A 25,032-nucleotide genomic window follows, 5' to 3' on the forward strand; every position below is an offset into this window, starting at 1 on the left:
CTGCAAATGAATATTCGGGTATGCGGCGGCCTGTTACTAGCTAAACAATTCTTAATGGGTATATAAGCTCTACTAATTAATGGTCCGTGGAAGAATTGGCCATGATCAAACGTAACCTCAACGACCTCCTGTCCTTCGTTGCCGTCGCCCGCGAGGGCACCTTCACCCGTGCCGCCGCCCAGCTGGGCGTGACGCAGTCGGCATTGAGCCAGTCGATAAGCGGCCTGGAGGCGCGCCTGCAGATCCGCTTGCTCACCCGCACCACCCGCAGCGTTTCGCCCACGGCGGCAGGGGAGCGCCTGTTGAATGCCATCGGCAATCGCTTCGACGAGATCGAGGCGGAACTGGACGAGTTGTCGGCGCTGCGCGACAAACCAAGTGGCACGGTTCGCATTACCTGTGGCGATCACATCCAGCGAACCCTGTTGCTACCCAGGCTCACCCCGTTGCTGCTGGAATATCCAGACATCAAGGTGGAGTTCGACATCAACTATGCCTTTCGGGACATCGTGGCCGACCGGTTCGATGCCGGCGTACGCCTGGGCGACACCATAGACAAGGACATGATCGCCGTGCCGATTGGGCCGCCAGTGCGCATGGCGGTCGTCGCGGCCCCGGCCTACTTTGCGGCACATCCGAAGCCCAGGAGTCCTCGCGATCTGGTCGACCACAACTGCATCAACATGCGCATGCAGTCCGGCGGCGGCCTGTATGCCTGGGATTTTCAGCGGAAAGATCGACACGTGAACGTCCGTGTCGATGGACAGCTCATTTTCAACGCCTCGCCGAATATCGTGGATGCCGCGCTGGCGGGGCTGGGAATCGCCTGGCTCCCCGAAGAGGAATTCGCTCCGCATATCGAGGAGGGCCGGTTGCTGCGAGTGCTGGAAAACTGGTGCCCACCGTTCCCTGGCTACTACCTGTACTACCCGAACCGTCGGCAACCATCGCCGGCTTTCAGCCTGGTCGTGGATGCGCTGCGTTACACCAGGCCCAGGGGAACGGCACCATAGGCGTCGGGTAGCGGGCATGCAGGGACTCGGTCGCCGGCCACTCATCACGGGGTGGACGATCTGTGAAAACGGCGGCAATCGCCAGAGATGCGACGTTTGACCATCCAGCCTCAGGCACCTGCTGTTTTTCGGACACAGGTTCAGGCCAGCTCACAGACACGCGACGCATACGCATGGTGGGAAGAAATGTTCGAGGGCGAGGACCTCCTGGCCAACCTGGGCCGGAGGTTGTCGTCGGAGCGCGAGAACGAAACATCCTTTCGAGCGATGTCGAGGAACCCGGCGACAACGGCGCTGGGTTATTAACTATCAGTGTCGGGCAAGAGGGCGAGATTCGAGCCGAAAGCTCAATCGCAAAGGATGTGAGTTCCACCTAGGTCATATTTAATTTAACATAATATACATTATGCGAATATACAGGTTCACAGGACCTAGGGCAGCATCACGCATTTCGAAGCGACTCCATGGCGGCTTCCGTCTGGAGCCCTCGTGCGATCGCTCGCCGACCTAGCTTCTGCAACAGCCGTAACCCTGCACCTGCGTTTCGCTGTCGACCACTTCGCGCCACCAGCGTCGGCCGGCATGCGGTGCTTGCAGATCGATCCGTTCGCCCATCATCGGCGTGGAAACCCGTACGCCGTGTTCGGTGGCCAGTTCGAGTATCCGTTCGAACGGCTCGTACCAGGCATGCATGGCCAGGTCGAAGGTGCCGTTGTGGATCGGCAGCAGCCAGCGCCCGCCAAGATCCCGGTGAGCCTGGAGGGTCTGCTGCGGGTGCATGTGCACGTAGGGCCAATGTTCGTTGTAGGCGCCGGTTTCCAGCATGGTCAGATCGAACGGTCCGTAGCGTCGGCCGATCTCGGCGAAACCATCGAAGTAACCGCTGTCTCCGCTGAAGAACAGCTTCAGTTCGGCGCTTTCGATCACCCAGGAACACCACAGCGTACGGTTCCCATCATGTAGCCCACGGCCTGAGAAGTGCTGTGCCGGCGTGGCGGTCAGGCGCAAACCGCCAGCCTCGATATCTTGCCACCAGTCCAGTTGGCGCACCTTGCCTGGCGGTACGCCCCAGGCCAGCAGGCGGTCGCCTACGCCGAGCGGCGCCAGGAACAGTTCGACGAGCGGGACCAGGGCCTTGATCGCGGCGCGGTCCAGGTGGTCGTAGTGATCGTGGGAAAGAATTACCCCACGGATCGGCGGAAGATCCGCCAATGCCACCGGCGGCGCATGGAAACGCTTCGGCCCGGCGAACGGCAACGGCGAGGCGCGCTCGGAAAATACCGGGTCGGTCAGCCACCAGCTACCGGCCAGTTTCAGCAGCAAGGTCGAATGACCCAGGCGGAACAGACTGCCATCGACGGTCGCATCGAGTTCGGCACGGCTCGGGCTGAGCACGGGTAAAGGCTGCCGCGGGACGGTGCTTCTCGGCTTGTTGAAAAGCGCGTTCCAGAGCACCCGGGCACCGGGTGCCGGCATGTCCACCGGCCTGGGGCTGAGATTGTGGAAACGCCCCTGGCGCAATTGCGGGGAATCGTGATGTCCGCCGATGGCGGCTCGCCGTATCGAGGGAAGTTTCAAAGCGTCATTATTCCTGTCTGGCATTTCGACAACCGCAGCGCAGCCGCCGGCATTCGTTCGCGGTCACTATTGGGCATCCTCCCCTCCTCGTCATTGCCTATTCCTCGGGAGTCCTTGCCCGATCGTGCGGGCCTGCTCAAACGGTCGAATACCCCGCTCGCCCCAATCATTGAGCGTCATCGACGAGGCCGTTCCGAAGCGCCCGAAGCTGTCATCGGCGCAGAGTCAAATCGACTCCATGCGGGTCATTACGACCGCAAAAAGACCGTGTCAATATGACTCATAAACCTTCAAATCATTGATCTACATCAATAAAAAACCTGGCATGGGAAATGGAAAGCCAATGGCGACTCCTTCCCATTCAGGATTTCCCATGAAACGCATGCTCCCGCTCATCGCACTGGCCCTGGCAACCACGACTCCCCTCGCCCACACCGCCGAAGTGATTTCCGCAGATAGGGACCGAACGGTCGGCTACGGCGCTGGCGGCGTGGTTGGCGTCATGGTCGGCGCGGCCCTCGGCGGTCCCCTGGGCGCTATCGCCGGGGGCGCGCTGGGAGCCCTGGGAGGCGCCTCCGTCCAGCAGGCAACCGGTCTGAGCGAAAACGCCTACACCGTTCGCTACGAGGACGGCACGACCGAACGCTTCCGCTCTCCCAACGCCCAGTTCGACGCCGGCGACCAGGTGCAGGTACAGGGCATCCGCCTCATCCCTGCCCCGTCGCTCTCGCGTTGATCCATCCCTATCGAAGACCCGTATCTCCATCACCCCACGAGGGATTCCCATGAGTGAATTCAACGACCGGTTCGCCGTCGTCACCGGCGCGAGTTCCGGCATCGGCCTGAAACTGACCGAAACGCTGCTCGGGCACGGCGCGACTGTCCTGGCGATGGCAAGGCGCGAACGACCGCCGGAAAGCCTGCACGCCCACTCCGGCAAGCGTCTGCACTGGCTGGCGGGCGACGTCACCCGCGAACGGGACCTGGACGCCCTGGCTTCGCGTGCCGCGTCCATCGGCCCCGTCGATTACCTGGTGCCCAACGCCGGCATCGCCCAGCTCGCCGACGGCCTGGACAGCCTGGCGTTCGAGCAGCAGTGGCGGGTCAACGGCGCCGGGGCGCTGAACACCTTTTCCGTACTCAGCCGGCAAACGAGCAAACCGGCCAGCGTAGTCTTCATCGGTACCTTCCTCAGCCAAGTGACCTTCCCCGGGCTCGCCGCCTACATCGCTTCCAAGGCGGCCCTGATCGCCCAGGCCAGGACGCTGGCGGTGGAATGGGCGGAAAAAGGCGTGCGGATCAACCTCGTCTCCCCCGGCCCTACCGCCACCCCGATATGGGCGTCACTGGGCCTGAGCGATGCCCAGGCGGAGTCTGTCACCCGGAGCATCAACCAGCGCCTGGTCGACGGCAGCTTCCTCAGCCCCGGGGAAATCGTCGACGTGGTGAAGTTCCTGCTGTCGTCGAAATCCGCCGGGCTCTACGGGCAGGAGTTGATCGTCGACAAGGGCTACGGGCTGCGCTGAGGGCCGCCGATGCCGGACGTCGTATCGCGACGTCCGGCGCCTTTGCGGTTTCCTGTCGGGACCCCACGGCAGCTCAACTAGGGGGCCTGGATGCCCCCGGCCCGCCGAGGCTATCGACGCATCCGGAGGGTCTGGCGGCTTGACAGCGGGCGAAGGCTTGGCGGACTCTATATTGTATTTAGTCGATACCATCTCGCATCTTAGAGAACCCTCCCATGCCCCTGCCTGCCCTACCCCTGGATGCCCTTCTCACCGGCCGCGCCCGGCCCTTCACCCGCCCCGGCTCGCGCAGCGGCATCGCCAAGTCTCCGCGCGACGGTGCGCTCAGGGTCACCCCCGTCGGCCTGGAGGGCGACGAACAGGGCGACCTGCGCGTCCATGGCGGCGTCGAGAAAGCGATCCACCATTACCCACGCGAACACTACGCCGCCTGGATCGCCGAACTGGGCGAACACCCCCTGCTGATGCAGGCGGGCGCCTTCGGCGAGAACTTCAGCACCAGCGGCTGGAGCGAAGCCGACGTCTGCCTCGGCGACCGCGTGCGGGCCGGCACCGCGCTGCTGGAGGTGTCCCAGGGGCGCATGCCCTGCTGGAAACTCAACGACCGCTTCGAGGTCGCCGGGATGTCCCTGAGGGTGCAGGAGTCCGGGCGCACCGGCTGGTACTACCGGGTGCTGGAGGAAGGCGTGGTGGCGGCTGGCGATATCCTGCAACTGGTCGAACGGCGCCATCCGGACTGGTCGCTGTTGCGCCTGTCCGAGGTGCTGTTCGACAGGCGGGCCGACGCCGAGCTGCTGCGCCAGTCCCTGGCGCTGCCGCTGACGCCATCCTGGCGGCGCACCCTGGAGCGGCGCCTGGAAAAAGGCCATGTCGAGGACTGGGGGCCGCGCCTGGAGGGAGCCCCCGGCCAGGCCGAGACGCCCAGGCCGACCTGAGGAAGCGCCGACCGCCCCCCGCAGGCAGGGAATCGGCCTGGGGATGCATGGAGTGCCGGAAAGCGGGTATAAAGCGCCAGCGTTAAGCGACCCAGACGTCTGCCAAAGGACCCCTTTCATGCTGCGGCTCTCGATGCCGGCCCTGCTCCTGGCTCTTGCCGGCTGCGCCACCAAGCCCCCCGCCAATCCCGATAACCTCTGCGAGATCTTCCGCGAAAAACCGAAATGGCACGAGGCGGCGCTGAAGATGCAGCAGCGCTGGGGCGCGCCGGTCCAGGTGCCGATGGCGATGATGTACCAGGAATCGTCCTTCAAGCACGACGCCCTGCCGCCGCGCTACTACTTCCTCGGTTTCATCCCCTGGGGCCGGGTCAGCTCCGCCTACGGCTACGCCCAGGCCAAGGACGAGACCTGGGCCGACTACAAGCGCGAGGCCGGCGGCTGGGGCGCCAGCCGCGACGACTTCGCCGACGCCCTGGACTTCATGGGCTGGTACATCCAGAAGAGCCAGCGAGTCAACGGCGTCTCCAAGTGGGACGCCTACGGCCAGTACCTGAACTACCACGAGGGCTGGGGCGGCTACCGCAACCGCAGCTACGACGCCAAGCCATGGCTGAAGAACGTCTCGCAGAAGGTCCAGTCCCGAGCCTCTCTGTTCGGCGCCCAGTACCGCAGTTGCCAGCAGGAGCTGTCGCGCGGCGGCTGGTTCTGGTAGCCCGGTCCGCGCACGCCGCGGGCTCGAACCTCTTCCGCCTTCGACGAGGGTAGCGTCCGCCAAGACGGCCCCAAGCCGGATCGGCACGCTCGAACGGCCATCCTGCGTCATGGAACCGCAGGCGCATCCTGCCCAGGCAGCCCGCAGCGCCAGTGAACAGGCGGGTCGTCGAACCGGCGGCTGGCCACCTGGCCGAGCGGCCTGCCCTCACCTTTCACCCCGTTTCGCTTCCCAGGCCAGAGCGCTCGCGGATTGGCAGCGTCAGATTTCCTCGTCTACTGTTTGGATAAAAGTTTGGCGCCAGAAATACGTCAATAAATTGACTAAAAAAACTTACCCAGACTACGGATATTTCCCTGGGAATGCTAAGATAGCTATCACAAAGCCACTATCGACGAATGAACCTATTCGACGGGAAAATGACTAAACCGCGTGGCAAATGAAAAATAGTCACTAAATTGACGCTTCACCGCCTTGCTCTTCCCTATCCACTCAATGGACTGCCCGTGATCGGCAGAGCAAACAACATGCATTCGAAGTCGGTAGATAGCCTGTCGCTGACACGGGCTGGATTCATCGAGTACTTCCTGGTCGCGACCAAGCTGGTACACGCGCTCACCGCCATCGCCCCGGCGCTGTTCCTGCTGTACTACCCCGGCCTGGTTCCCGTGGAGCTGCGCAGCAACATGCTCGGGCTGCTGCTGTTCTTCGGCGCGCTCACGGTGATCATGTTCCAGGCACTGGACGTCTACTCCGACGATATCTTCAGCAACCGCCTGCGCTTCCGCATCATGTTCTTCGCCTGGGCCTCGGCGTTCTGCCTGCTGTTGTTCATGTACCAGGGCCTGGGCCTGTTTCCCTACCTCAGCAGCAAGCTGGTGATCTTCTGGTTCACCGGCAGCCTGCTGCTGTTCGGCGTGCAGCGCCTGCTGGTGCTGCGCCTGTACCGGGCCTGGATGAAACGCGGCATGTACCTGCAACGCACGGTGATCCTCGGCTTCACCGAGAGCGGCATGCACCTGGCCGAATACCTGGTACGCAACCACGACATCCGCTCCGGCATCATCGGCTTCATCGACGACCGCTCCGAGCGGGTCCCGGAGAACTACAACTCGCTGCCGCTGCTGGGCAACACCAAGGACCTGGAGAAACTGATCCGCCAGGAACAGGTCGACCAGGTGCTGGTCGCCCTGCCCTGGTTCGCCGAGGGGCGCATCGGCGCCATCGTCCACCGCCTGCGGCAATTGCCGGTGAACGTCCTGCTGGTGCCGGACATGGCTGCCTTCCGGCATGCCCACAACCGCATCGTCGACGTTTCCGGGATCCCCATGTTCAACGCGTCCGAGCTGCCGCTGCGCGGCTGGTCGCCGCTGATCAAGCGCTGCGAGGACCTGGTCCTGGCGAGCATCGCGCTGGTCCTCTTCGCCCCGCTGATGGCCCTGGTGGCCCTGGCGATCAGGCTCGACTCCAAGGGGCCGGTGCTGTTCCGGCAGAAACGCTACGGCTACAACAACCGGCTGATCTGGGTCTTCAAGTTCCGCTCGATGTACACGGAAAGGACCGACGCCAACGCCGAACGCCAGACCACCCGCGACGACGACCGCATCACCCGGGTCGGCCGCTTCATCCGCAAGACCAGCATCGATGAGCTGCCGCAGCTGTTCAACGTGCTCGCCGGCAGCATGTCGATGGTCGGCCCGCGCCCCCACGCCACCGCGACCAAGGCCGCCGGCATTCCCTTCGAGGAGGCGGTCAGCGAATACAGCTCGCGCCACCGGGTCAAGCCCGGCATCACCGGCTGGGCGCAGATCAACGGCTACCGCGGTGAGACCGACACCCTGCACAAGATCAAGAAACGCGTGGAATACGACCTCGAATACATCGCCAAGTGGTCGGTGTGGTTCGACCTCTACATCCTGTTCCGTACGGTGCCAGCCGTACTCCTGACCAAGGAAGTCTACTGATGAACGCCGTCGCCCCGCTGATCCCCTGCATCGTTTCCGGCGGTTCCGGGACCCGCCTGTGGCCGGTTTCCCGGGAGAGCATGCCGAAACCCTTCATGCGCCTGGCCGATGACCAGAGCCTGTTGCAGAAGACCTTCCTGCGTATCGCCGGGCTGCCGGACGTCGCCCGCCTGCTCACGGTGACCAACCGCGATCTGCTGTTCCGTACCCTGGACGACTACCGCGCGGTCAACCGCAGCGGCCTGGCCCAGGACCTGCTGCTGGAGCCGATGGGACGCAATACCGCGCCGGCCATCGCCGCCGCCGCGCTGCATGTGCAGGAGCACTTCGGCGACCAGGCGCAGTTGCTGATCCTTCCCGCCGACCACCTGATCCGCGACGAGCAGGCCTTCGCCGCGGCGGTGGCCGAGGCTCGCGGACTCGCGGCCCAAGGCTACCTGGTGACCTTCGGCATCACCCCGGAGCGCGCCGAGACCGGCTTCGGCTATATCGAACAGGGCGCCCCGCTGGGCAACGGCTTCCGGGTCGCACGCTTCGTCGAGAAACCCGACCAGGCCACCGCCCAGTCCTACCTGGACAGCGGCAAGTACCTGTGGAACGCCGGCATGTTCTGCTTCCAGGCCGCCACCGTGTTGCAGGAACTGGAGCGCCACGCGCCGGAGGTGCTGATCGCCGCCCGCGCCGCCCTGGCCGACGGCAGCAGCCTGGAGAACGGCCAGTGCCGCCAGCGCGAGCTGGCCGCCGGGGCCTTCGCCGAGGCGCCGGACATCTCCGTCGACTACGCGCTGATGGAGCGCTCGGACAAGGTCGCCGTGGTGCCCTGCTCCATCGGCTGGAGCGACATCGGCTCCTGGCAGGCGCTGCGCGAACTCAGCGCGGCGGACGAGAACGGCAACCAGGTACGCGGCGAAAGCGTGCTGCACGACGTCAGCAACTGCTACATCGATTCGCCGAAGCGCCTGGTCGGCGCCGTCGGCGTGCACGACCTGATCATCGTCGACACCCCCGACGCCCTGCTGGTGGCCGACGCGGCGCGCAGCCAGGACGTCAAGTTCGTCGCCCAGGAACTCAAGCGTCGCGGCCACGACGCCTTCCGCCTGCACCGCACGGTCAGCCGGCCCTGGGGCACCTACACCGTGCTCGAGGAAGGCCGCCGCTTCAAGATCAAGCGCATCGTGGTGCGCCCCAAGGCTTCGCTGTCGTTGCAGATGCACCACCATCGCAGCGAGCACTGGATCGTGGTCAGCGGCATGGCGCTGGTGGAGAACGGCGAGCGCGAGTTTCTCCTCAACACCAACGAATCCACCTTCATCCCCGCCGGGCATAGCCACCGCCTGAGCAACCCGGGGATCATCGACCTGGTGATGATCGAGGTACAGAGCGGCGAGTACCTCGGCGAGGACGACATCGTCCGCTTCAACGACATCTACGGTCGCGCCCCCGCCAGCGACGAGAAGAAAGCCTGATGCGCTGCGCCCTGGTCATTCCCACGCGCAACGCCGGCGCGCACCTGGACCGGCTGCTGCCGGCCCTGGCCGCGCAACGGCGGCAGCCGGACAGCATCCTGGTGGTGGACAGCCGCTCCAGCGACGACACGGTGGAGCGCTTCCGCGCCTTCGGCGCGCGGGTCGAGGTCATCGAGCCGGCCAGCTTCAACCACGGCGGGACGCGGCGCTGGGCCAGCCAGCAGGTCGAGGCCGACGCGCTGATCTACCTGACCCAGGACGCCATTCCCGCCTCGCCCGACAGTTTCGCCAACCTGCTCGACGAACTCTATGCCGAGGCCGACATCGGCGTGGCCTACGGCCGCCAGTTGCCGCACCCCGGCGCCGGCCTGCTCGGTGCCCAGGCGCGGCGCTTCAACTACCCGCCGGAAAGCCGCAGCAAGCGCCTGGCCGACGCCTCGGAACTGGGGATCAAGACCTGCTTCAGTTCCGACTCGTTCTCCGCCTACCGCAGCGACGCCCTGGCGGCCGTCGGCGGCTTCCCCGAAGACGTCATCGGCAGCGAGGACGCCTACGTCGCCGCGCGCCTGCTGCAGGCCGGCTACGCGGTGCGCTACGCGGCCAGCGCCGAGGTCTACCATTCCCACGATTACCGCTTGCTGGAAGAGTTCCGCCGCTATTTCGACATCGGCGTGTTCTACGGCCGCGAGCGTTGGATACGTGCCGCCTTCGGCGGCGCGGGTGGCGAGGGCAAGCGCTATGTCCTCGCCGAGATACAGGCCTTGCGTGCCGCCGGTGCCCTGTATCGCGTACCTGAAATAGCGCTGCGTAGCGCGTTCAAGCTGCTCGGCTACCGCCTTGGCCAGCTGGAACGCCACCTGCCGGTCGCCCTCAAGCGCCGCATCAGCATGTTTCCAGGCTACTGGAAGTGAACATCATGACCTACAGGAAGTGCTCCCTCATGAAACGCACCCTCCTCATGCTCGCCATGCTCGCCCTGGCCGCATGCAACACCCCCGCACGGATTCCCGCACCGGACAGCGACACCGTGGACAGCGGCAAGCGTGCCCTGGAAGAACTCGCCAGGCTACCGCCGGCGATGGAGCGGGTGCGCGTCGGGGACACCCTGCGGATCGTCCGCGATGCCGGGGAGATGCCGACCCTCTCGGCGTTCAACGTCGCCACCATTTACGAACTGACGCTGTACACCGTGCTCAACGACGGCAGCATCTACTATCCGTTCATCGGTCGCATCCAGGCCGCGCACCGTACGCCGCAGGAAATCGCCAACGAGCTGACCACCAAGCTCGCGCCGATCTACCGCGAGCCGCGGGTCACGGTGAACATCAACCAGGCGCCGGGCAATACGGTGTTCGTCGGCGGCGCGGTGCGCAACCCGTCGGCCGTGCCGATCCCCGCCGCCAACAATATGGAGCAGGCGATCCTCGGCGCCGGCGGCATCCTGCCGGTGGGCGACGCCCGCCGCGTGGCGCTCATGCGCGAGGACTCGGAAGGCCGCTATCACGCCTACTTCCTCGACTTCAGCCAGTTGATGAAGATCGGGCCGGAAGGCCGCAAGCCCCTGGCCATGCAGCGTGGCGACATCGTCTTCGTGCCCAAGTCGATGGTCGGCGACCGTATCGAGGGCGTCGACGTCTACCTGAACCAGTTGCTGCCCTTCGCCAAGTCCATCGGCGTCGGCGTCAGCTACACCGTCAACAACGATCGCTGAGGAGCGACATCGCCATGATAGAAATTCGTTCCTTGCGTGATCTGTTGCGCCTGCTGTTCATCTACCAGCGCGAGTTCAAGCTGGCGGCCCTCAGCGCGGTGGTGATCATCGTCCTCGGCGCCTTCCTGCTGCCGGCCAAGTACGAGTCCAACGCACGCCTGCTGGTCAAGCCGGGCCGTGACTCGACCCTGCCGATCGAGATCAGCAACCGCCAGGCGCTGGTGATGCCGAGCACCCAGCGCGACCCTATCGTCGACGAAGAACGCCTGCTCACCGGCCGACCGATCGTCCGCCAGGTGGCCGAGCGCTACCTCGAGGTGCTGGCCAACCGGCCGCCGCCGGAGGGCCTGTGGAAGCGCACCAAGTTCTATGTGAAGAAGGCCATCGGCGCGGTGTTCGACGGGATTCGCGTGACCCTGGAAACCTTCGGCGTGATCGAGGAAACCACCGCGGTCGAGCGCCTGGCCAAGGACCTCGAGAAGAAATTCGAGGTCACCCATGCGGCCGGCTCGACGGTGATGGAGATCAGCTTCACCTGGAGCGAGCCGGAAGTCGCCCAGGAAGTGGTCAAGGCCTGGATCGAGATCTACATGGAAGAGCGCACCCAGGCGCTCGGCCGCAAGAGCCTGTACGCCTTCTACGAGGCGCAGACTGCCGACAGCGCGGCGCAGATCAAGAGCTACAAGGCGCAGATCCTCAAGCACCTCAACGAGATCGGCGCATCCAGCATCGAGGACCGCCTGCAGGACCTGTCCGAGCGGATCAACGTGCTGCGCGGCGAGCGTTTCAACTCGATCCGCCTGATCGCCTCCTCCGACAGCGCCCTGGAATCCACCCGCCAGCAACTCAAGGGGCTGCCCAGGGAGATCGTCACGGTGCGGCAGATCGCGCTGAACCCGGCGCAGCAGGACCTGCGCCGGCTGCTCAACCAGAAGCGCTTGGAACGCGCCGACATGATGCGCACCTACACCGACGACGCGCCGCCGGTGAAGGCCCTGGACGCCTCGATCCGTGCCCTGGAGAAAGAAGTCCAGGACGAAGGCGCCACCGTGCAGAGTTCCGAGGACCGCGCGCCGAACACCCTGACCACTCACCTGGAACGGGTCCTGCTGGACGAGACCAGCAACAACGCGGCCCTGCGCACCCAGCTCGCGGAGCAGGAAAAGCAGCTCGCCGAACTCGAGGCGCAACGGCGCGAAGCGCTGGACATCGAGCCGACCCTGGCGCGCCTGCAGCGCGAGCTGAACGCCACCGAGCGCAACTACGCGCTGTACGTCGACAGCCTGGAGAAATCGCGGATCGACCGTGAACTGGACAAGAGCCAGATCAGCAACATCTCGGTGATCGAGGAAGCCACCTACAACCCCGGGCGGATCTTCCCGAAAACCCTGCTGATGCTGTTCCTCGCCGTGCCCTTCGGTCTCGCCGTCGGCCTGCTGGTGGTCTATCTCTGCTACCTGCTCGACCAGCGCATCCACGACGGCGGCCTGGTCGAGGAGAAATTCGGCCTGCCGCTGTGGACCACCCTGCCGGAGCTGAGCAACAGCACCGCGGAGAGCAGCAACGCCTTCACCGCCAGCATCTACCGGCTGTACGGGCTGCTGCCCTACGCGCGCATCGAGGAAAAGGGCCTGACCCTGGGCCTGACCTCGGCGCGCCACGGTGAAGGCGTGACCTTCATCATCGAGCAACTGCGCCGCCTGCTGGAGGAAAACGGCGTGCGCGTGCGGGTCGGCGGCGAACCGGCCCAGCCGGGCGAAGTGGTATTGCTCGACGCGCCGGCCCTGCTGGACAGCCGCGAGGCCTTCATCGCCCTGCGCCGCGCCGACCTGATCGCCCTGGTGGTGGAGGCGCAGAAGAGCACCGTGCCGGTGGTCGAGCATGCGCTGACCATCCTCACCACGGCGTTCGGCAAGGTCGACGGGATCATCATCAACCGGCGCCGCTTCGAGGTGCCGAGCAAGGTCCTGCAGACCATCGCCCGCTACCGGAGCGCGTTCTGATGCGGATCGCCCTCCTCGCGCCCCTGCCGCCGGAAAAGAATGGCATCGCCGACTACGCCAGTCATTTCCGCAACGCCCTGCAGGGTCTCGGCATCGAAGTAGCCACGCCGCTCGCCGGCGTGGCGGCCGACAGCGCGAATATCGCCAGCCGGCTGGACAGCGTCGACTGGAACGCCTTCGACCTGGTCCATGCCGAACTCGGCGGCGGCCGCCTGGGTGAGTTCATCGCCCTGCGCGAGCTGCGCAAGCGCTTCCCGCGCCTGCCGCTGAGCGCCACCGTGCACGATCCGGAGCGCATGGTCTGGCGCCGCGAGCGCCTGCCCTGGCCGCTGAACCTGCTGGAACGCCTGCCCTCTCCCCTGCCCCAGGCCGCCGTGGTGCTCGCCGACCCGCTGACCCTGCGCGAAGAGCGTGCCGTGGCCCAGGGCGTGACGCGCCTGGTGACCCTCACCGGCCTGGGCGGCGAGTGCCTGGCCCGGCGGATGCGCCTGCCGCCCGGGCGGGTCGAGGTGATCAACCACGGCAACCTGGAGATCGCCACGGTGCCGCTGCCGTCGCTGGACACCCTGCGCCTGCTGTACTTCGGATTCATCTATCGCGGCAAAGGCATCGAGGACCTGCTCGAGGCCCTCGCCGACCTGTTCGCCAGCGCGCCGGAGATGCGCCAGCGCGTGCGCCTGACCCTGGCCGGCGGCACCGCCGCGGAAATGGCCTTCGGCGCCGGCGGCAACTACCTCGACCAGTTGAAGGCACAGATCGCCGAGCTTGGCCTGGCCGATGCCATCGACTGGAACCTGAACCTGGCCGCCGCGGACATCCCACGTACCATCCAGGCCCACCACGTGATGGTCCTGCCGTACCGCGAGTCGAAGAAACTCGGTCTGCTCGGCCAGCAGCGCGGCACCAGCGGCGCCCTGTCCTGGGCGGCAGCCTGCGGGCGCGGCGCGATCACCTCGGACGCTCGCGCCTTCGCCGAGGAAGTCGCCAGCGGCAACGGCGCCATCTACCCTCAGGGAGACGTGGCAGCCCTCTCCGAACAGTTGTTGAACCTCGCTCGCGAACCCCGCCTGGCACAGGCCTGGGCCGAGCGCGCCGGAGCGATCGGCCATGCGCGGACCTGGCCGCGCACCGCGCTGCGCTTCCAGGCACTGTTCAACGACATGGTGGGAACCGTTCATGGCACGTAAGGGACTCTATCTGGGCGGCAGCGCGCTGCTGCTCGCCGTGGTACTGCTGCTGGTGTTCTGGGGGCGTCCCGCGGACGCCGAGATCCAGGTACTGAAGGCGCCTCGCGCGGTGGTCTGGAAAGACTTCCTCGGGGTCAACGCGCAGTTCCTCTGGTTCAGCCCGGAGCGCTACAACAAGCAGATCGACCGCCTGCAGGACCTGGGGCTGGAGTGGGTGCGCCTGGACCTGCACTGGGACCGCCTGGAAACCGCCGAAGACCAGTACCAGCTGGCCTCCCTCGACCAGTTGGTCAAGGATCTCGAGGCGCGCCAGCTGAAGTCGGTGTTCTACCTGGTCGGATCGGCCCGCTTCATCACCACCGCGCCGTTCTATTCGCCCTTCCAGGACCAGTATCCGCCGCGCGACCCGGAAGTCTTCGCCCGGCGCATGGCGATGCTCTCGCAGCGCTACCCGAGCGTGGCCGCCTGGCAGGTATGGAACGAGCCCAACCTGATCGGCTTCTGGCGGCCCAAGGCCGATCCGGAAGGCTACGCCAAGCTGCTCCAGGCCAGCACCATCGCCCTGCGCATGGTCGACCCGGAGAAGCCGGTGGTTTCCGCCGGCATGGCCTTCTTCAGCGAGATGCCCGACGGCCGCACCATGTTCGATGCCCTCGGCCACCTGGGCGTGGAGAGCCTCGGCACCATCGCCACCTACCACCCCTATACCCAGTTGCCGGAAGGCAACTACCCGTGGAACCTGGACTTCGTCTCCCACGCCAACCAGATCAACCGCGCCCTGCGCAACGCCGGCGTGCCGGCGATCTGGAGCACCGAGTGGGGCTGGTCGGCCTACAAGGGGCCGAAGGAGTTGCAGGACATCATCGGCGTCGAAGGCCAGGCCGACTACGTGCTGCGTCGCCTGGCGCTGATGAGTGCGCTGGACTACGACCGGATCTTCCTCTTCACCCTCAGCGATCTCGACCAGCGCGCCAGCGTGCGCGACCGCGACTACGGCCTGCTCGACCTGGACGCCAACCCCAAGCCGGTCTACCTGGCCCTGCAACGCTTCCTCAAGGTCACCGGGCCGAAGCTGCGCCCGGCCGACCCGCCGGTCACCGAGGACCTGCCCGACGGTTCCTTCAGCATCGGCTGGACCCGCGAGGACGGTCGCAACGTCTGGCTGTTCTGGTCGGCCCGCGGCGGCAACGTGCGCCTGCCGAAGCTCAAGGAGGCCACCCTGCACGATCCGCTCAGCGGCAAGGTCACGCCCTTGAGCGGCAGCGACGGCCTGGAAGTCCCGGTGAAGTCCAGCCTGCAGATGCTGGTCTGGGAGTGAAGCCACCCATGCGTATTCTCTGGATCCTGCCCTACTCGCCCTGGCCCACCACCAGCGGCGGCAAGACCCGCCAGTACCACCTGCTGCGCAGCCTCGCGGCACGCGGCCACCGGATCACCGTGCTGCTGCACAGCAAGCAGCCGGTGAGCGCCGAGGACCGCCAGGCCCTGGAGCCCTTCCTCGAACGCCTGGTCGTGCTGCCGCGCCGACCGCTGCGCAGCCTCTCCACGCTGCTCGCCGCGCTGTTCGCGCCCTACCCGCTGCTGGCCAGCGTCAACGGCCTGTCGGCGGAGCTGCAACGCACCGCCACGGAGTTGCTGCGCGAGCCCTGGGACGTGGTCCAGGTCGAGCACAGCTATAGCTTCCAGCCCTACGAGCGACCGCTGCGCGACGCCGGCCAGCCGTTCGTGCTCACCGAGCACAACGTCGAGTCGTCCCTCGGTGCCGCCACCTACGACCGCCTGCCGGGTTGGGCGCTGCCCTTCGTGCGCTACGACCAGTGGCGTTACCGCCGCTGGGAACGCCGGGTGATGAGCCAGGCGGCAGCGGTCGTCGCCGTGACCGAGAAAGATGCGCGGCAGCTCGGCGCGATGCTCGGGCGCCCGGTACCGGTGGTGGTCAACGGGGTCGACTGCGAGCACTTCGCCGCCGCCCGGCCGACGCCCGAAGCGCAGCGCGTGCTGTTCCTCGGCAACTACGAATACGCACCGAACGTCGATGCCGTGGAATGGATGCTCGACGAAATCCTGCCGCGGGTCTGGGCACACTGCCCCGAGGCGCGCATGAGCGTCTGCGGCTATGCGCTGCCGGCGGAGTGGGCGCAACGCTGGAGCGATCCGCGCATCGAATGGCAAGGCTTCGTTCCCGACCTGCTGCAACTGCAATCGAGCAGTTCGGTGTTCCTCGCCGCGCTGCGCCATGGCGGCGGTTCGAAGCTGAAGGTGCTCGAGGCCCTGGCCGCCGGGCTGCCGCTGGCGAGTACCGCGCAGGGCGTTTCCGGCCTGGAACTGCGGGACGGCGAGGACTACCTGGGCGGCGAAACCGCCGAGCAGCTCGCCAACGCCGTGGTGCGCCTGTTGCAGGACCCCGCGCGGGCCCGCGTGCTGGGCGAGAACGGCCGCGCCTACGCGCGCCGCGCGCACGACTGGAGCGTCGCCGCCAGCCAACTGGAACAGGTCTACGCCGGCCTCGCCGAAGGAGCGCCGGCATGCGCATAGGACTCGACTACCGCACCGTCGGCAGCTCGCCGCACTCGGGCATCAGCCGCCAGGTCTATGCCATGGAGCAGGCCCTGGAAAGCCTGCCCGGCACGCAGGTGACCCGCTTCACCGTGGCCCCTCTCGACGACCCGCTGCGCCAGCGGGCGGTCTGCCCGCCGTGGGGCTGCCCGCGCACCGCGATGCACCAGCCGCACCAGCGCCTGCGCTTCGAAGCCGGGTTCCTCCCACGCGCCTTGCGCGAGCAGGACATCGACCTGTACATCAGCACCTTCAACATGGGCCTGCCGCTACCGCCGCGTCCGCCGGGCGTGCGCTATGCGCTGCTGATCCACGACCTGTTCCAGATCACCCTGAAGAACTACCACGCCAACCGCCTCAAGGCACTGGTCTATCGGGTCAGCGACTACCTGTCGATTGCCTATGCGCTGCGTGTCGCCGACCGTGTCTGGACCCCTTCGCAGTACAGCGCCGACGAGGCTGTGCGGCTGTTTCCCGGGGTCGCCGGGAAAGTCCGGGTGCTGCCCAACCAGGTCGACGGCTTCGCCGGCGAACCCGCCGACCTCTCGGCACGCGGCCTGCCGCCACGCTACTGGCTGCTGGTGGGTACCCGCGAACTGCGCAAGAACGTGCCCTGGTTCGTCAGTGCCTGGGCCCGGGCGCGCGCCCAGGCGCCCGGCGTGCCGCCGCTGGTGCTGGTCGGCAGCCTCGACCACCTGCCCGAGGAACAACGCGGCTTGCCCGGCCTGCACGCGCTCGGCGGGCTCGACGACGCCGAACTGCACGCGCTGTACCGCCAGGCCGAGCGGCTCTGGCAACCGTCCTACGCGGAAGGCTTCGGCCTGCCGGTGGTCGAGGCGCTGAGCGTCGGCACGCCGGTGGCGGTGGCCAGCGGCACCTCGCTGGACGAAGTCACCCCGCCGTCGGCGCCGCGCTTCTCGCCCAGCGACGGCGCCGCCCTGGAACGCCTGATGCTGCGCCTGGCCGATGCGCCGCGCGAAGCCTCGGCGGAAGAACTCATCGCCTGGGCCGCGCGCTTCAACCGCGAAGCCTACCGGCAACGGCTGGCCGCACTGATCGAGGAACTGAGTTGAGAATGTCGTTGGGAAACCTCGTCGCTGTCGTCTTCGGCCTGGCCTTCGGCGGAGCGCTGCTGATGCTCAGCCCGGCCAAGGCCGGCGCCGCCATGGTCGGCCTGGCGGCCGCGGTCACCATCCTGCGCTTCCCGTTCTGGGGACTGCTGCTGTTCGCCCTGGTGGCGACCTTCATGCCCTACTCCACGGTCAACGTGGGGATCCGTTCGACGGTCAGCGAAGCGATTCTCGCCCTGACCTGGGGCGCGGTGATCTGGCACATCTTCCTCTCGCGCCTGCCGCCGGCGCCGGCGCTGCGCTACCGCTCCACCGAGCGCATGCTGCTGTGGCTGATGCTGTTCACCGTGCTGCCATTCGTGGTCGGCCAGGTCAGCATCAAGGCCGAGGCCAGCGGCCTGTCGAACTGGCTGCGCTGGTTGCTCAACCTGTCCATCGTGTTCCTCGCCGGACGCCTGCTGGTGGAGCGCAAGAACCGCGAGACACTGGTCATCGCCCTGCTGCTGGGCACCCTGGCGATGCTGCTGATGTCCATCGCGGTGTTCATCCGCTACCGCTCGGCGTCGGGGATGGCGCCGATCCTGGCGATGTTCAACTACGCCAACCTGGACACCCTCAAGTTCGGCCTGGAGGCGCTTTCCTCGCGAATGGGCTCGCCATGGATGCACCCCAACGCCACCGGCGGGATCATGGCCCTGCTGCTGCCCCTGGCGTTCTGCTACGGGGTCGCCAACCAGGGCTGGCGGCGCGGCCTGGGCCTCGCCGTGGCGGTCCTCGGCGCCGCCGCGATCCTCCTCGCCAGTTCCCGCGGGGCGATGCTCAGCCTGGCGGTGGTGCTGTTCTGGATGTCCCTGCGCAAGGTGCCCTACACCGGCCGCCTGCTGTTGCTCGGGGTCGGCCTGGTGGTGGTCCTGGTGCTCAGCTACCCGCCGTTGCAGGAACGCCTGGCGACCATCTTCTCGCCGCAGAACGCCAGTACCGAGGTGCGCTTCGACGAATACCGGATGTTCCCCAAGGCCGTCGCCCGCTATCCGCTGGGAATCGGCTTCAAGGTCGACCCGCCGGTGCCGGGCACCGACCTCCTGGGCATCTCCAACCTGTGGCTGAACTTCATGTACAAGGTCGGCCTCGGCGGCATGCTGCTGTTCATCGCGGTGACCTGGCGCTGGTGGCGCGAAGCCCGTCCGGAGAAAGGCCCGATCCGCCTGACCCGCGACAACGCGATCTGGCTGGGCAGCACAGGCGGCATCCTGGCGGCGCTGGTCAGCGGCCTGTTCGACCACTACTTCAGCTTCGCCGTGGTGATGATCGGCCTGTTCTGGCTGCTGGTCGGGATCAACCTGCTGGAAGCCCGCCGGCTGTTCCCGGAACGCCAGCCGCAACCGCGGGCGGTGGGTTATCGCAAGCTCAAGCGACAGCTCGAGCGCGGGGCCGAGGCCTGAGATGCTCGGCTCCGCCTTCTGGCTGACCCTGGCTACCCTGCTCGGCCTGTGCCTGGGCTTCGCCCGCGAATGGCTGCTGGTGGCCTCCTGGGGCGCCGGCGAGCGCAGCGACGCCTTCCTCATCGCCCTGTTCCTGCCCGAGGCCCTGCGCATGTCGCTGGCCGGCGGCGTGCTCAGCGCTGCGGCCCTGCCACTGTTCCTCGAACGCCAGGGCGAACGTCGCCTCGACTGGCTGGCGGCGATCCTCCCGGCGCTGCTCGGTATCGCCGTGGCGCTCAGCCTCCTGCTGCTGGCGGCGGCGCCCTGGCTGGTGCGCTTGCTCGGCCCGGGCCTGGCCGAGACGGCCAGCGCCCAGGCCGCGGCCAACTTGCGGATCCTCGCCTGGTGCGTGCCGGGGCTGATGCTCCATGCGCTGTTCAGCATCCCCCTGCAGGCCGCCGAGCGTTTCGTCCTGGCCGGGCTCGGCTCGCTGCTGTTCAACCTGCCGCCGGTGCTCTACCTGGCCTTGCACGGCCAGGCCAGCCAGCCCGAACAACTGGCCCTGGCCTGCCTGCTCGGCAGCCTGCTGATGCCGCTGGTGCTGCTGCCTTCGCTATGGATCGAGGGCTGGCGGCCCTGGCACTGGCGCCTTTCCGGCGTCGAACTGGGCGAGCTTGGCGGGCGCATCGGTCCGCTGTTGCTGAGCAACGCCGCCAGCCAGGGCCTGGCGCTGGTCGAGCGGCTGGTGGCGTCGCTGCTCGGCGAAGGCGCGGTGACCTGGGTCAACCTGGCGCGCAAGCTGATGAACCTGCCGCTGATCGCCCTGATGAGCCTCAACCAGGTGTTGCTCGGCATGATGAGCCGACGCCAGGGTGGCGAGCGTCTGGCCCTGCTTCGCCGCGGCCTGGAGACCGCCAGCCTGCTGACCCTGCCGGCCGGGGTCGGGCTGGTCGCTGCCGCACCCGGCCTGGTGGCCCTGTTGCTGCCGCAGCAGACCGCCGGCTCGCCGTTGCCGGCGCTGCTGGCCTGGTTCGCCGTGCCACTGGTGTTCGGCGCCTGGAATGCCTTGCTGGCGCGTTACGCCTACGCCGCCGGCGATACTCGCCTGCCGCTGCGCTGCGAGCTGCTCGGCAGCGCGCTGAACGCCGCGCTGCTGGCGGTCCTGCCGTTGATTTTCGGACTGCCGGGGATTCCCCTCGCGGCCCTTGGCGGGGTGCTCTGCACCGCGCTGCTGCTGATGCGTCGCCAGGCCCTGCTCGGCGCCCTGCCCTGGGCCCGGCTGTGGCTACTGAGCGCCCTGGCCATGGCACTGGCCGCCGGCCTGCTGTTCCGCATCGACGGCATCTGGCTGCAATTGGGCCTGGGCACCGTCGCCGGCTGCCTGGCGCTGCTCGGCATGGCGCTCTGGCTGCGGCCCTGGCGCACCGATTGACCCATGGCTCCGGGTAGGGAGCCTGGCCCTGGGGGCCTTCGAACAACCACTGTGAGTTAGCGCGTCAAGCGGGAGTTGCAAAGTGAAAAAACGCTGGATTCAGATGGATGTGACCCGCGGCGTGGGCATCCTGATCATCGTCTTCGGGCACAGCTGGTTCGTCGCCAGTTCGCCGACCGTGCTCTATCCGTTGCTCTCTCCGTTCATCCTGCCACTGTTCTTCTTCATTTCCGGGGTGTTCTTCAGGACCGAGCAACCCTTCGGCGAGATGGCCCTGCGCAAGGCCGACGCCCTGCTCAAGCCGTTCTTCGTGACCATGCTCGGCTACGTCATCCTCCGCGACCTGCTGCGCGGCCAGCCGCTGCTGCCGGACATCGGCGGAGTGCTGTACGCCTCGGTCGACACCCTGCCCTGGCAGGCGCTCTGGTACCTGCCGCACTTCTGGGTAGCGACCCTGTTCGCCTGGTTCATGCTGCGCGTCATCCAGCGTCTCGGCCTGTCCCTCGCCGCCAGTTGCGTGCTGCTGGCCGTGCAACTGGGCCTGGGCATCCTGTTCCTCAAGACGTTCTGGCAGATCCCGGTGGAGTTCGGCGGCGAACAGTACCTGCTGCCGGGCCTGCCGTTCAGCCTGGACATCACCCTGATCAGCAGCGCCCACTTCATGTTCGGCTATGTCCTGCGCGACGTCCTGCGTCGCCACCAGAGTTCGTTGCTGACCCTGTGCATCGCCCTTGCCGTGACCACCGCCAGCTTCCTCTACTACCCGACGGTGGTGGACATGGCGCAGCGCCGCTACGACCACTGGTTCTGGGCCACCGTCCAGGCGGTGAGCGGCGTCTACCTGTGCTGGGCGCTGTCTGGGCTGATGATGAAGATCGACTGGCTGGGCAAGGCGATGACCTACATCGGCCAGTCGACCCTGATCCTGCTGATCTTCCACGGCGAGATCCAGCACAAGACCTTCAACCTGCTGGTCCACCTGGGCCTGTCGGAACCGGCCGCTGCCAGCGTCGCCCTGGTGATCTCGGTGATCGTCTCGCTGCTGATCGGCGAAGTGATCAAGCGCGTCGCGCTGCTGCGCGCCCTCTACTTCCCCTTCCCGGTGCGCAAGAAGGCCGCCGCGGTCCAGGGCGGCGGCGAAGCGCGCTGACGCCCTCGGCCCGGTGCGCCTGCGCCGGGCCTTTCCCCTCCCGTCTCCCTTTTCCCTACCGGGCGGCCGACCTCGCTTCGACCTGGCCGATGATCGCCCGCTCCTTTCGCTGAGCGGGTTGGTAGGCGGGCATTGCCTTCCTAGAATATGGAACATCGTTCCGAAATCTTGAAAAAGGGAGAAGCCATGACCTCTGCGGCCGTCGAGACCACCCCGCTAACCTGTGACGTGCTGGTCGTCGGCTCCGGCGCCGCCGGGCTGGCGGCGGCGGTGACCGCGACCTGGCACGGGCGCCGGGTAGTCCTGGTGGAGAAGGACCCGGTGTTCGGCGGCGCCAGCGCCTGGTCCGGCGGCTGGGCCTGGTTGCCGCGCAACCCGCTGGCGCGTCGCGCCGGTATCGAGGAGGACATCGAGCAACCGCGTACCTACCTGCGCCACGAACTGGGCGAGCGTTACGACGCCGCGCGGATCGACGCCTTCCTCGAAGCCTGCCCGCACATGGTGGCCTTCTTCGAGCGTCACACCCACCTGCGGTTCGTCGACGGCAACGGCATCCCGGACATGCATGGCGACACGCCGGGCGCCGCCGAGGGCGGCCACCAGCTGGTCGCCGCGCCCTATGACGCACGGCAACTGGGCCCGCTGCTGCCGCGCCTGCGCAAGACCCTGCGGGAGACCTCGTTCATGGGCATGCCGATCATGGCCGGCGCCGACCTCGCCGCCTTCCTCGACCTGACCCGCTCGCTGCCGGCCTTCCTGCATGTCGCCCGGCGCTTTTCCAGCCACCTCTGGCACCTGCTGCGCTACGGTCGCGCCATGCACCTGGTCAATGGCGTGGCTCTGGTAGCGCGCCTGGCCAAGTCCGCCGAAGCCCTGGGTGTGCGCCTGATCGAATCGGCGCCAGCCCGCGAACTGCTGCTGCGTGACGGCAAGGTGGTCGGCGCGCTGGTCGAGAGCGCCGAGGGACTCCTGCGCATCGAGGCAGGCGCCGTGGTCCTGGCCTGCGGCGGCTTTCCCCATGATCCGCAGCGCCGCGCCGAGCTGGCCCCCACCCTGGACACCCTGCTGCCGCTGCCGCCGCCGGGCTGCAACGGCGACGGCTTGCGCCTGGGGGAAAGCGCCGGCGGCCGGGTGGCCGACGACCTGCGCTCGCCGATCGCCTGGGCGCCGGTCTCGCGAGTTCCCCACGGCGATGGCGAGACCGGGCACTTCCCGCACATCATCGAGCGCGGCAAGCCCGGGGTGATCGGCGTGCTGGCCAACGGCAGGCGCTTCGTCAATGAGGCGCACGGTTACCACGACTATGTCGCCGCCCTGCTCGAAGCCACCCCGCCCGGGCAGCCGGCACGCTCCTGGCTGGTCTGCGACCGGCGCTTCCTGCGTCGCTACGGCCTCGGCTACGTGCGTCCGGCGCCGCTGCCGATCGCCGCGCACCTGCGCAGCGGCTATCTCAAGCGCGGGACCAGCCTGGATCAGTTGGCAAGGAGCTGCGGCATCGACCCGTCCGGCCTGGCCGCCACCGTCGCCGAATACAACCGCCACGCCCGCGAGGGCCGCGACCCAGAGTTCGGCCGCGGCGGCACGGCATTCAACCGCAAGCAGGGCGACCCGGCGTATCCGGGGCCGAATCCCTGCGTCGCCCCCATCGAACGCGGACCGTACTACGCGGTGCAGGTCGAGCCCGGCTGCTTCGGTACCTTCGCCGGGCTGAAGACCGACGCCCAGGCCCGCGTGCTGGACGGCGGCGGCCAGCCGATCCCCGGCCTGTACGCGGCGGGAGCGGACATGGCGAGTCTGTTCGCCGGCCACTATCCCTCCGGCGGCATCAACCTGGGACCGGCGCTGACCTTCGGCTACATCGCCGGACGCCATATCGCCGGCGCCATCGGCTACGAGCAGGAGCAAGCGCAGCGCGGTTGAACGTTCCAACGGGCGCAGCGGCCTAAACAGGCAAGCTTTCCTTCGGAACCCAAGCATGAGCGCAGCGCCACCGGAGATCCCCGCCCTGCCCGCCGGCCTCTGCTACGTCGACGACCGCCAGCCGGGCATCCGTCGACGCCGGCAGGGCAAGCGCTTCGTCTATTTCGACGCCAACGGCCAGCGCATCGGCGACGCCGAGGAAATCCGCCGGCTGGACAAGCTGGCCATTCCGCCGGCCTATCGCGAGGTCTGGATCTGTCCCGACCCCAACGGCCATCTCCAGGCCACCGGCCGCGACGCCCGTGGGCGCAAGCAGTACCGCTACCACCCGCGCTGGCGCGAGGTACGCGATGCCGACAAGTACGAGCGCCTGCTGCGCTTCGGCCAGGCGCTGCCGCGGCTGCGCCGACACATCGACGCCCAGTTGCGCCTGCCCGGCCTCGGTCGCGACAAGGTGGTGGCCCTGGCGGTGGCGCTGCTCGACGCCACCCTGATCCGCGTCGGCAACCACCGCTACGCCCGCGACAACCGCTCCTACGGCCTGACCACCCTGCGTACCCGGCACGTCGACGTGAACGGCAGTCGCATCCGGTTCCGCTTCAAGGGCAAGAGCGGCATCGAGCACGACGTCAGCCTGGAGCATCCGCGCCTGGCGCGGGTGCTGCGGCGCTGCCTGGAACTGCCCGGCCAGGACCTGTTGCAGTACCTGGACGAGGACGGCCAACCGCACCGCATAGGCTCCCACGACATCAACGAGTACCTGCGCCGGCACACCGGCGAGGATTTCAGCGCCAAGGACTACCGTACCTGGGCCGGCAGCGCGCTGGCGCTGGAGCGCCTGCGGCGTGCCAAAGCCGACGGGCTTGGCGCGGTGGTCGCGGAGGTCGCCGCCGAATTGGGCAACAGCGTGGCGATCTGCCGGCAATGCTACATCCACCCGGCGATCATCGAGGCCTACCAGGCCGGGCAACTGGGCCAGCTCAGGCGCGCCCGCAAGCGCCGCTGGCTGAGCGCCGAGGAAGCGACCCTGCTGGCCTTCCTCGACACGCCCGGCTGATCAGTTGCCCGGGTGCGGATCGATGCCGTGCCGGCGCAGCAGGCCGAGTAGGCGGCCAATCTCGGTCTGGCAGGCTTCCAGTTCCTTGCGCAGGGTGTGTTCGCGGCGCTGCTGCTCCAGCTTCATGCGTTCGAGTTCGGCGCGCGCCTCGCGGCGGATCTGCCGCTCGCGCTCCTTGTCGGAATGCTCGGCGCCGAGGGCCTCCTCGGCCTTGCGCGCGCGGTACTCGCGCATCCGCTGGGCGGCCGACTTGGCCTTGCCGCTCGGCTTGGGGCCGGGTTTGCTGGCTTTCATGAACGCCTCCATCTGCGTAACGTTACGCAATCAG

General features: G+C 67.3%; 22 protein-coding genes. 20 read left to right on the forward strand and 2 right to left on the reverse strand.

Annotation, left to right across the window (positions count from 1 at the left end):
- Positions 1 to 101: 101 nt before the first annotated feature.
- Positions 102 to 1,013 (forward strand): LysR family transcriptional regulator, encoded by a 912-nt coding sequence (locus FOC67_RS11670; protein ID WP_009315759.1) that lies wholly within the window; start codon positions 102 to 104, stop codon positions 1,011 to 1,013.
- Positions 1,014 to 1,520: 507 nt separating this feature from the next.
- Here FOC67_RS11670 and FOC67_RS11675 read toward each other — a convergent pair.
- Positions 1,521 to 2,615 (reverse strand): MBL fold metallo-hydrolase, encoded by a 1,095-nt coding sequence (locus FOC67_RS11675; RefSeq protein ID WP_199806072.1) that lies wholly within the window; start codon positions 2,613 to 2,615, stop codon positions 1,521 to 1,523.
- On the opposite strand from FOC67_RS11675, the gene FOC67_RS11680 reads away from it, so the two are divergent.
- The 19 genes from FOC67_RS11680 to FOC67_RS11770 all read left to right on the forward strand — a co-directional run bounded on the left by FOC67_RS11680 (position 2,550) and on the right by FOC67_RS11770 (position 24,704).
- The gene (locus FOC67_RS11680) at positions 2,550 to 2,870 is read left to right on the forward strand and encodes a hypothetical protein (RefSeq protein ID WP_159060630.1); all 321 of its coding nucleotides are present in this window, start codon (positions 2,550 to 2,552) and stop codon (positions 2,868 to 2,870) included. The genes FOC67_RS11675 and FOC67_RS11680 overlap by 66 nt on opposite strands.
- 94 nt (positions 2,871 to 2,964) lie before the next feature.
- Entirely contained in the window at positions 2,965 to 3,327 is a 363-nt protein-coding gene (locus FOC67_RS11685) for a hypothetical protein (protein ID WP_009315761.1), read from the forward strand.
- 49 nt (positions 3,328 to 3,376) lie between these two features.
- Positions 3,377 to 4,117 (forward strand): SDR family NAD(P)-dependent oxidoreductase, encoded by a 741-nt coding sequence (locus FOC67_RS11690; RefSeq protein ID WP_009315762.1) that lies wholly within the window; start codon positions 3,377 to 3,379, stop codon positions 4,115 to 4,117.
- Between the two features lie 215 nt (positions 4,118 to 4,332).
- Positions 4,333 to 5,052 (forward strand): MOSC domain-containing protein, encoded by a 720-nt coding sequence (locus FOC67_RS11695; RefSeq protein WP_009315763.1) that lies wholly within the window; start codon positions 4,333 to 4,335, stop codon positions 5,050 to 5,052.
- Between the two features lie 118 nt (positions 5,053 to 5,170).
- A complete protein-coding gene (locus tag FOC67_RS11700) occupies positions 5,171 to 5,767 on the forward strand; it encodes a hypothetical protein (RefSeq protein WP_003089218.1) in 597 nt (198 codons plus the stop codon).
- A 527-nt stretch (positions 5,768 to 6,294) separates the two neighbouring features.
- Entirely contained in the window at positions 6,295 to 7,731 is a 1,437-nt protein-coding gene (locus FOC67_RS11705; RefSeq protein ID WP_003111160.1) for an undecaprenyl-phosphate glucose phosphotransferase, read from the forward strand.
- Positions 7,731 to 9,197, forward strand: a complete 1,467-nt coding sequence (locus FOC67_RS11710; RefSeq protein WP_003117248.1) for a mannose-1-phosphate guanylyltransferase/mannose-6-phosphate isomerase — start codon at positions 7,731 to 7,733, stop codon at positions 9,195 to 9,197. Before FOC67_RS11705 ends, FOC67_RS11710 begins: the two co-directional genes overlap by 1 nt.
- Complete coding sequence (locus tag FOC67_RS11715) at positions 9,197 to 10,108, forward strand: glycosyltransferase family 2 protein (protein WP_003089226.1); 912 nt, start codon at positions 9,197 to 9,199, stop codon at positions 10,106 to 10,108. The genes FOC67_RS11710 and FOC67_RS11715 overlap by 1 nt, the downstream gene beginning before the upstream one ends.
- Positions 10,109 to 10,137: 29 nt before the next feature.
- Positions 10,138 to 10,908: a polysaccharide biosynthesis/export family protein gene (locus FOC67_RS11720; RefSeq protein WP_003089227.1), complete on the forward strand. Its 771-nt coding sequence runs from the start codon at positions 10,138 to 10,140 to the stop codon at positions 10,906 to 10,908.
- 14 nt (positions 10,909 to 10,922) lie between these two features.
- Positions 10,923 to 12,911: an exopolysaccharide transport family protein gene (locus FOC67_RS11725; RefSeq protein WP_003089228.1), complete on the forward strand. Its 1,989-nt coding sequence runs from the start codon at positions 10,923 to 10,925 to the stop codon at positions 12,909 to 12,911.
- The gene (locus FOC67_RS11730; RefSeq protein ID WP_009315767.1) at positions 12,911 to 14,098 is read left to right on the forward strand and encodes a glycosyltransferase family 4 protein; all 1,188 of its coding nucleotides are present in this window, start codon (positions 12,911 to 12,913) and stop codon (positions 14,096 to 14,098) included. Before FOC67_RS11725 ends, FOC67_RS11730 begins: the two co-directional genes overlap by 1 nt.
- Entirely contained in the window at positions 14,088 to 15,416 is a 1,329-nt protein-coding gene (locus tag FOC67_RS11735) for a cellulase family glycosylhydrolase (RefSeq protein WP_003089230.1), read from the forward strand. Before FOC67_RS11730 ends, FOC67_RS11735 begins: the two co-directional genes overlap by 11 nt.
- Before the next feature lie 8 nt (positions 15,417 to 15,424).
- Positions 15,425 to 16,633 carry a glycosyltransferase family 4 protein gene (locus tag FOC67_RS11740; RefSeq protein ID WP_058176302.1) on the forward strand — a complete coding sequence of 403 codons (1,209 nt, stop codon included), beginning with the start codon at positions 15,425 to 15,427 and terminating at the stop codon, positions 16,631 to 16,633.
- Positions 16,624 to 17,727, forward strand: a complete 1,104-nt coding sequence (locus FOC67_RS11745; protein WP_003089232.1) for a glycosyltransferase family 1 protein — start codon at positions 16,624 to 16,626, stop codon at positions 17,725 to 17,727. Before FOC67_RS11740 ends, FOC67_RS11745 begins: the two co-directional genes overlap by 10 nt.
- Positions 17,728 to 17,729: 2 nt before the next feature.
- On the forward strand, positions 17,730 to 19,166 hold the full coding sequence (locus FOC67_RS11750) for a biofilm formation protein PslJ (protein WP_009315770.1): 1,437 nt from the start codon (positions 17,730 to 17,732) through the stop codon (positions 19,164 to 19,166).
- A 1-nt stretch (position 19,167) separates the two neighbouring features.
- The gene (locus FOC67_RS11755) at positions 19,168 to 20,577 is read left to right on the forward strand and encodes a lipid II flippase MurJ (RefSeq protein WP_003131842.1); all 1,410 of its coding nucleotides are present in this window, start codon (positions 19,168 to 19,170) and stop codon (positions 20,575 to 20,577) included.
- 82 nt (positions 20,578 to 20,659) lie between these two features.
- A complete protein-coding gene (locus FOC67_RS11760; protein WP_003089238.1) occupies positions 20,660 to 21,727 on the forward strand; it encodes an acyltransferase family protein in 1,068 nt (355 codons plus the stop codon).
- Between the two features lie 186 nt (positions 21,728 to 21,913).
- Entirely contained in the window at positions 21,914 to 23,647 is a 1,734-nt protein-coding gene (locus FOC67_RS11765; protein WP_009315773.1) for an FAD-dependent oxidoreductase, read from the forward strand.
- Between the two features lie 55 nt (positions 23,648 to 23,702).
- Positions 23,703 to 24,704 (forward strand): DNA topoisomerase IB, encoded by a 1,002-nt coding sequence (locus FOC67_RS11770; protein ID WP_009315774.1) that lies wholly within the window; start codon positions 23,703 to 23,705, stop codon positions 24,702 to 24,704.
- On the opposite strand, the gene FOC67_RS11775 is transcribed toward FOC67_RS11770, so the two are convergent.
- The gene (locus FOC67_RS11775; RefSeq protein WP_003089244.1) at positions 24,705 to 24,998 is read right to left on the reverse strand and encodes a hypothetical protein; all 294 of its coding nucleotides are present in this window, start codon (positions 24,996 to 24,998) and stop codon (positions 24,705 to 24,707) included. It lies immediately after the preceding gene.
- Between the last annotated feature and the right edge of the window lie 34 nt (positions 24,999 to 25,032).

This window comes from Pseudomonas sp. FDAARGOS_761, from assembly GCF_013343155.1.
In the GTDB taxonomy this organism is placed as follows: domain Bacteria; phylum Pseudomonadota; class Gammaproteobacteria; order Pseudomonadales; family Pseudomonadaceae; genus Pseudomonas; species Pseudomonas aeruginosa.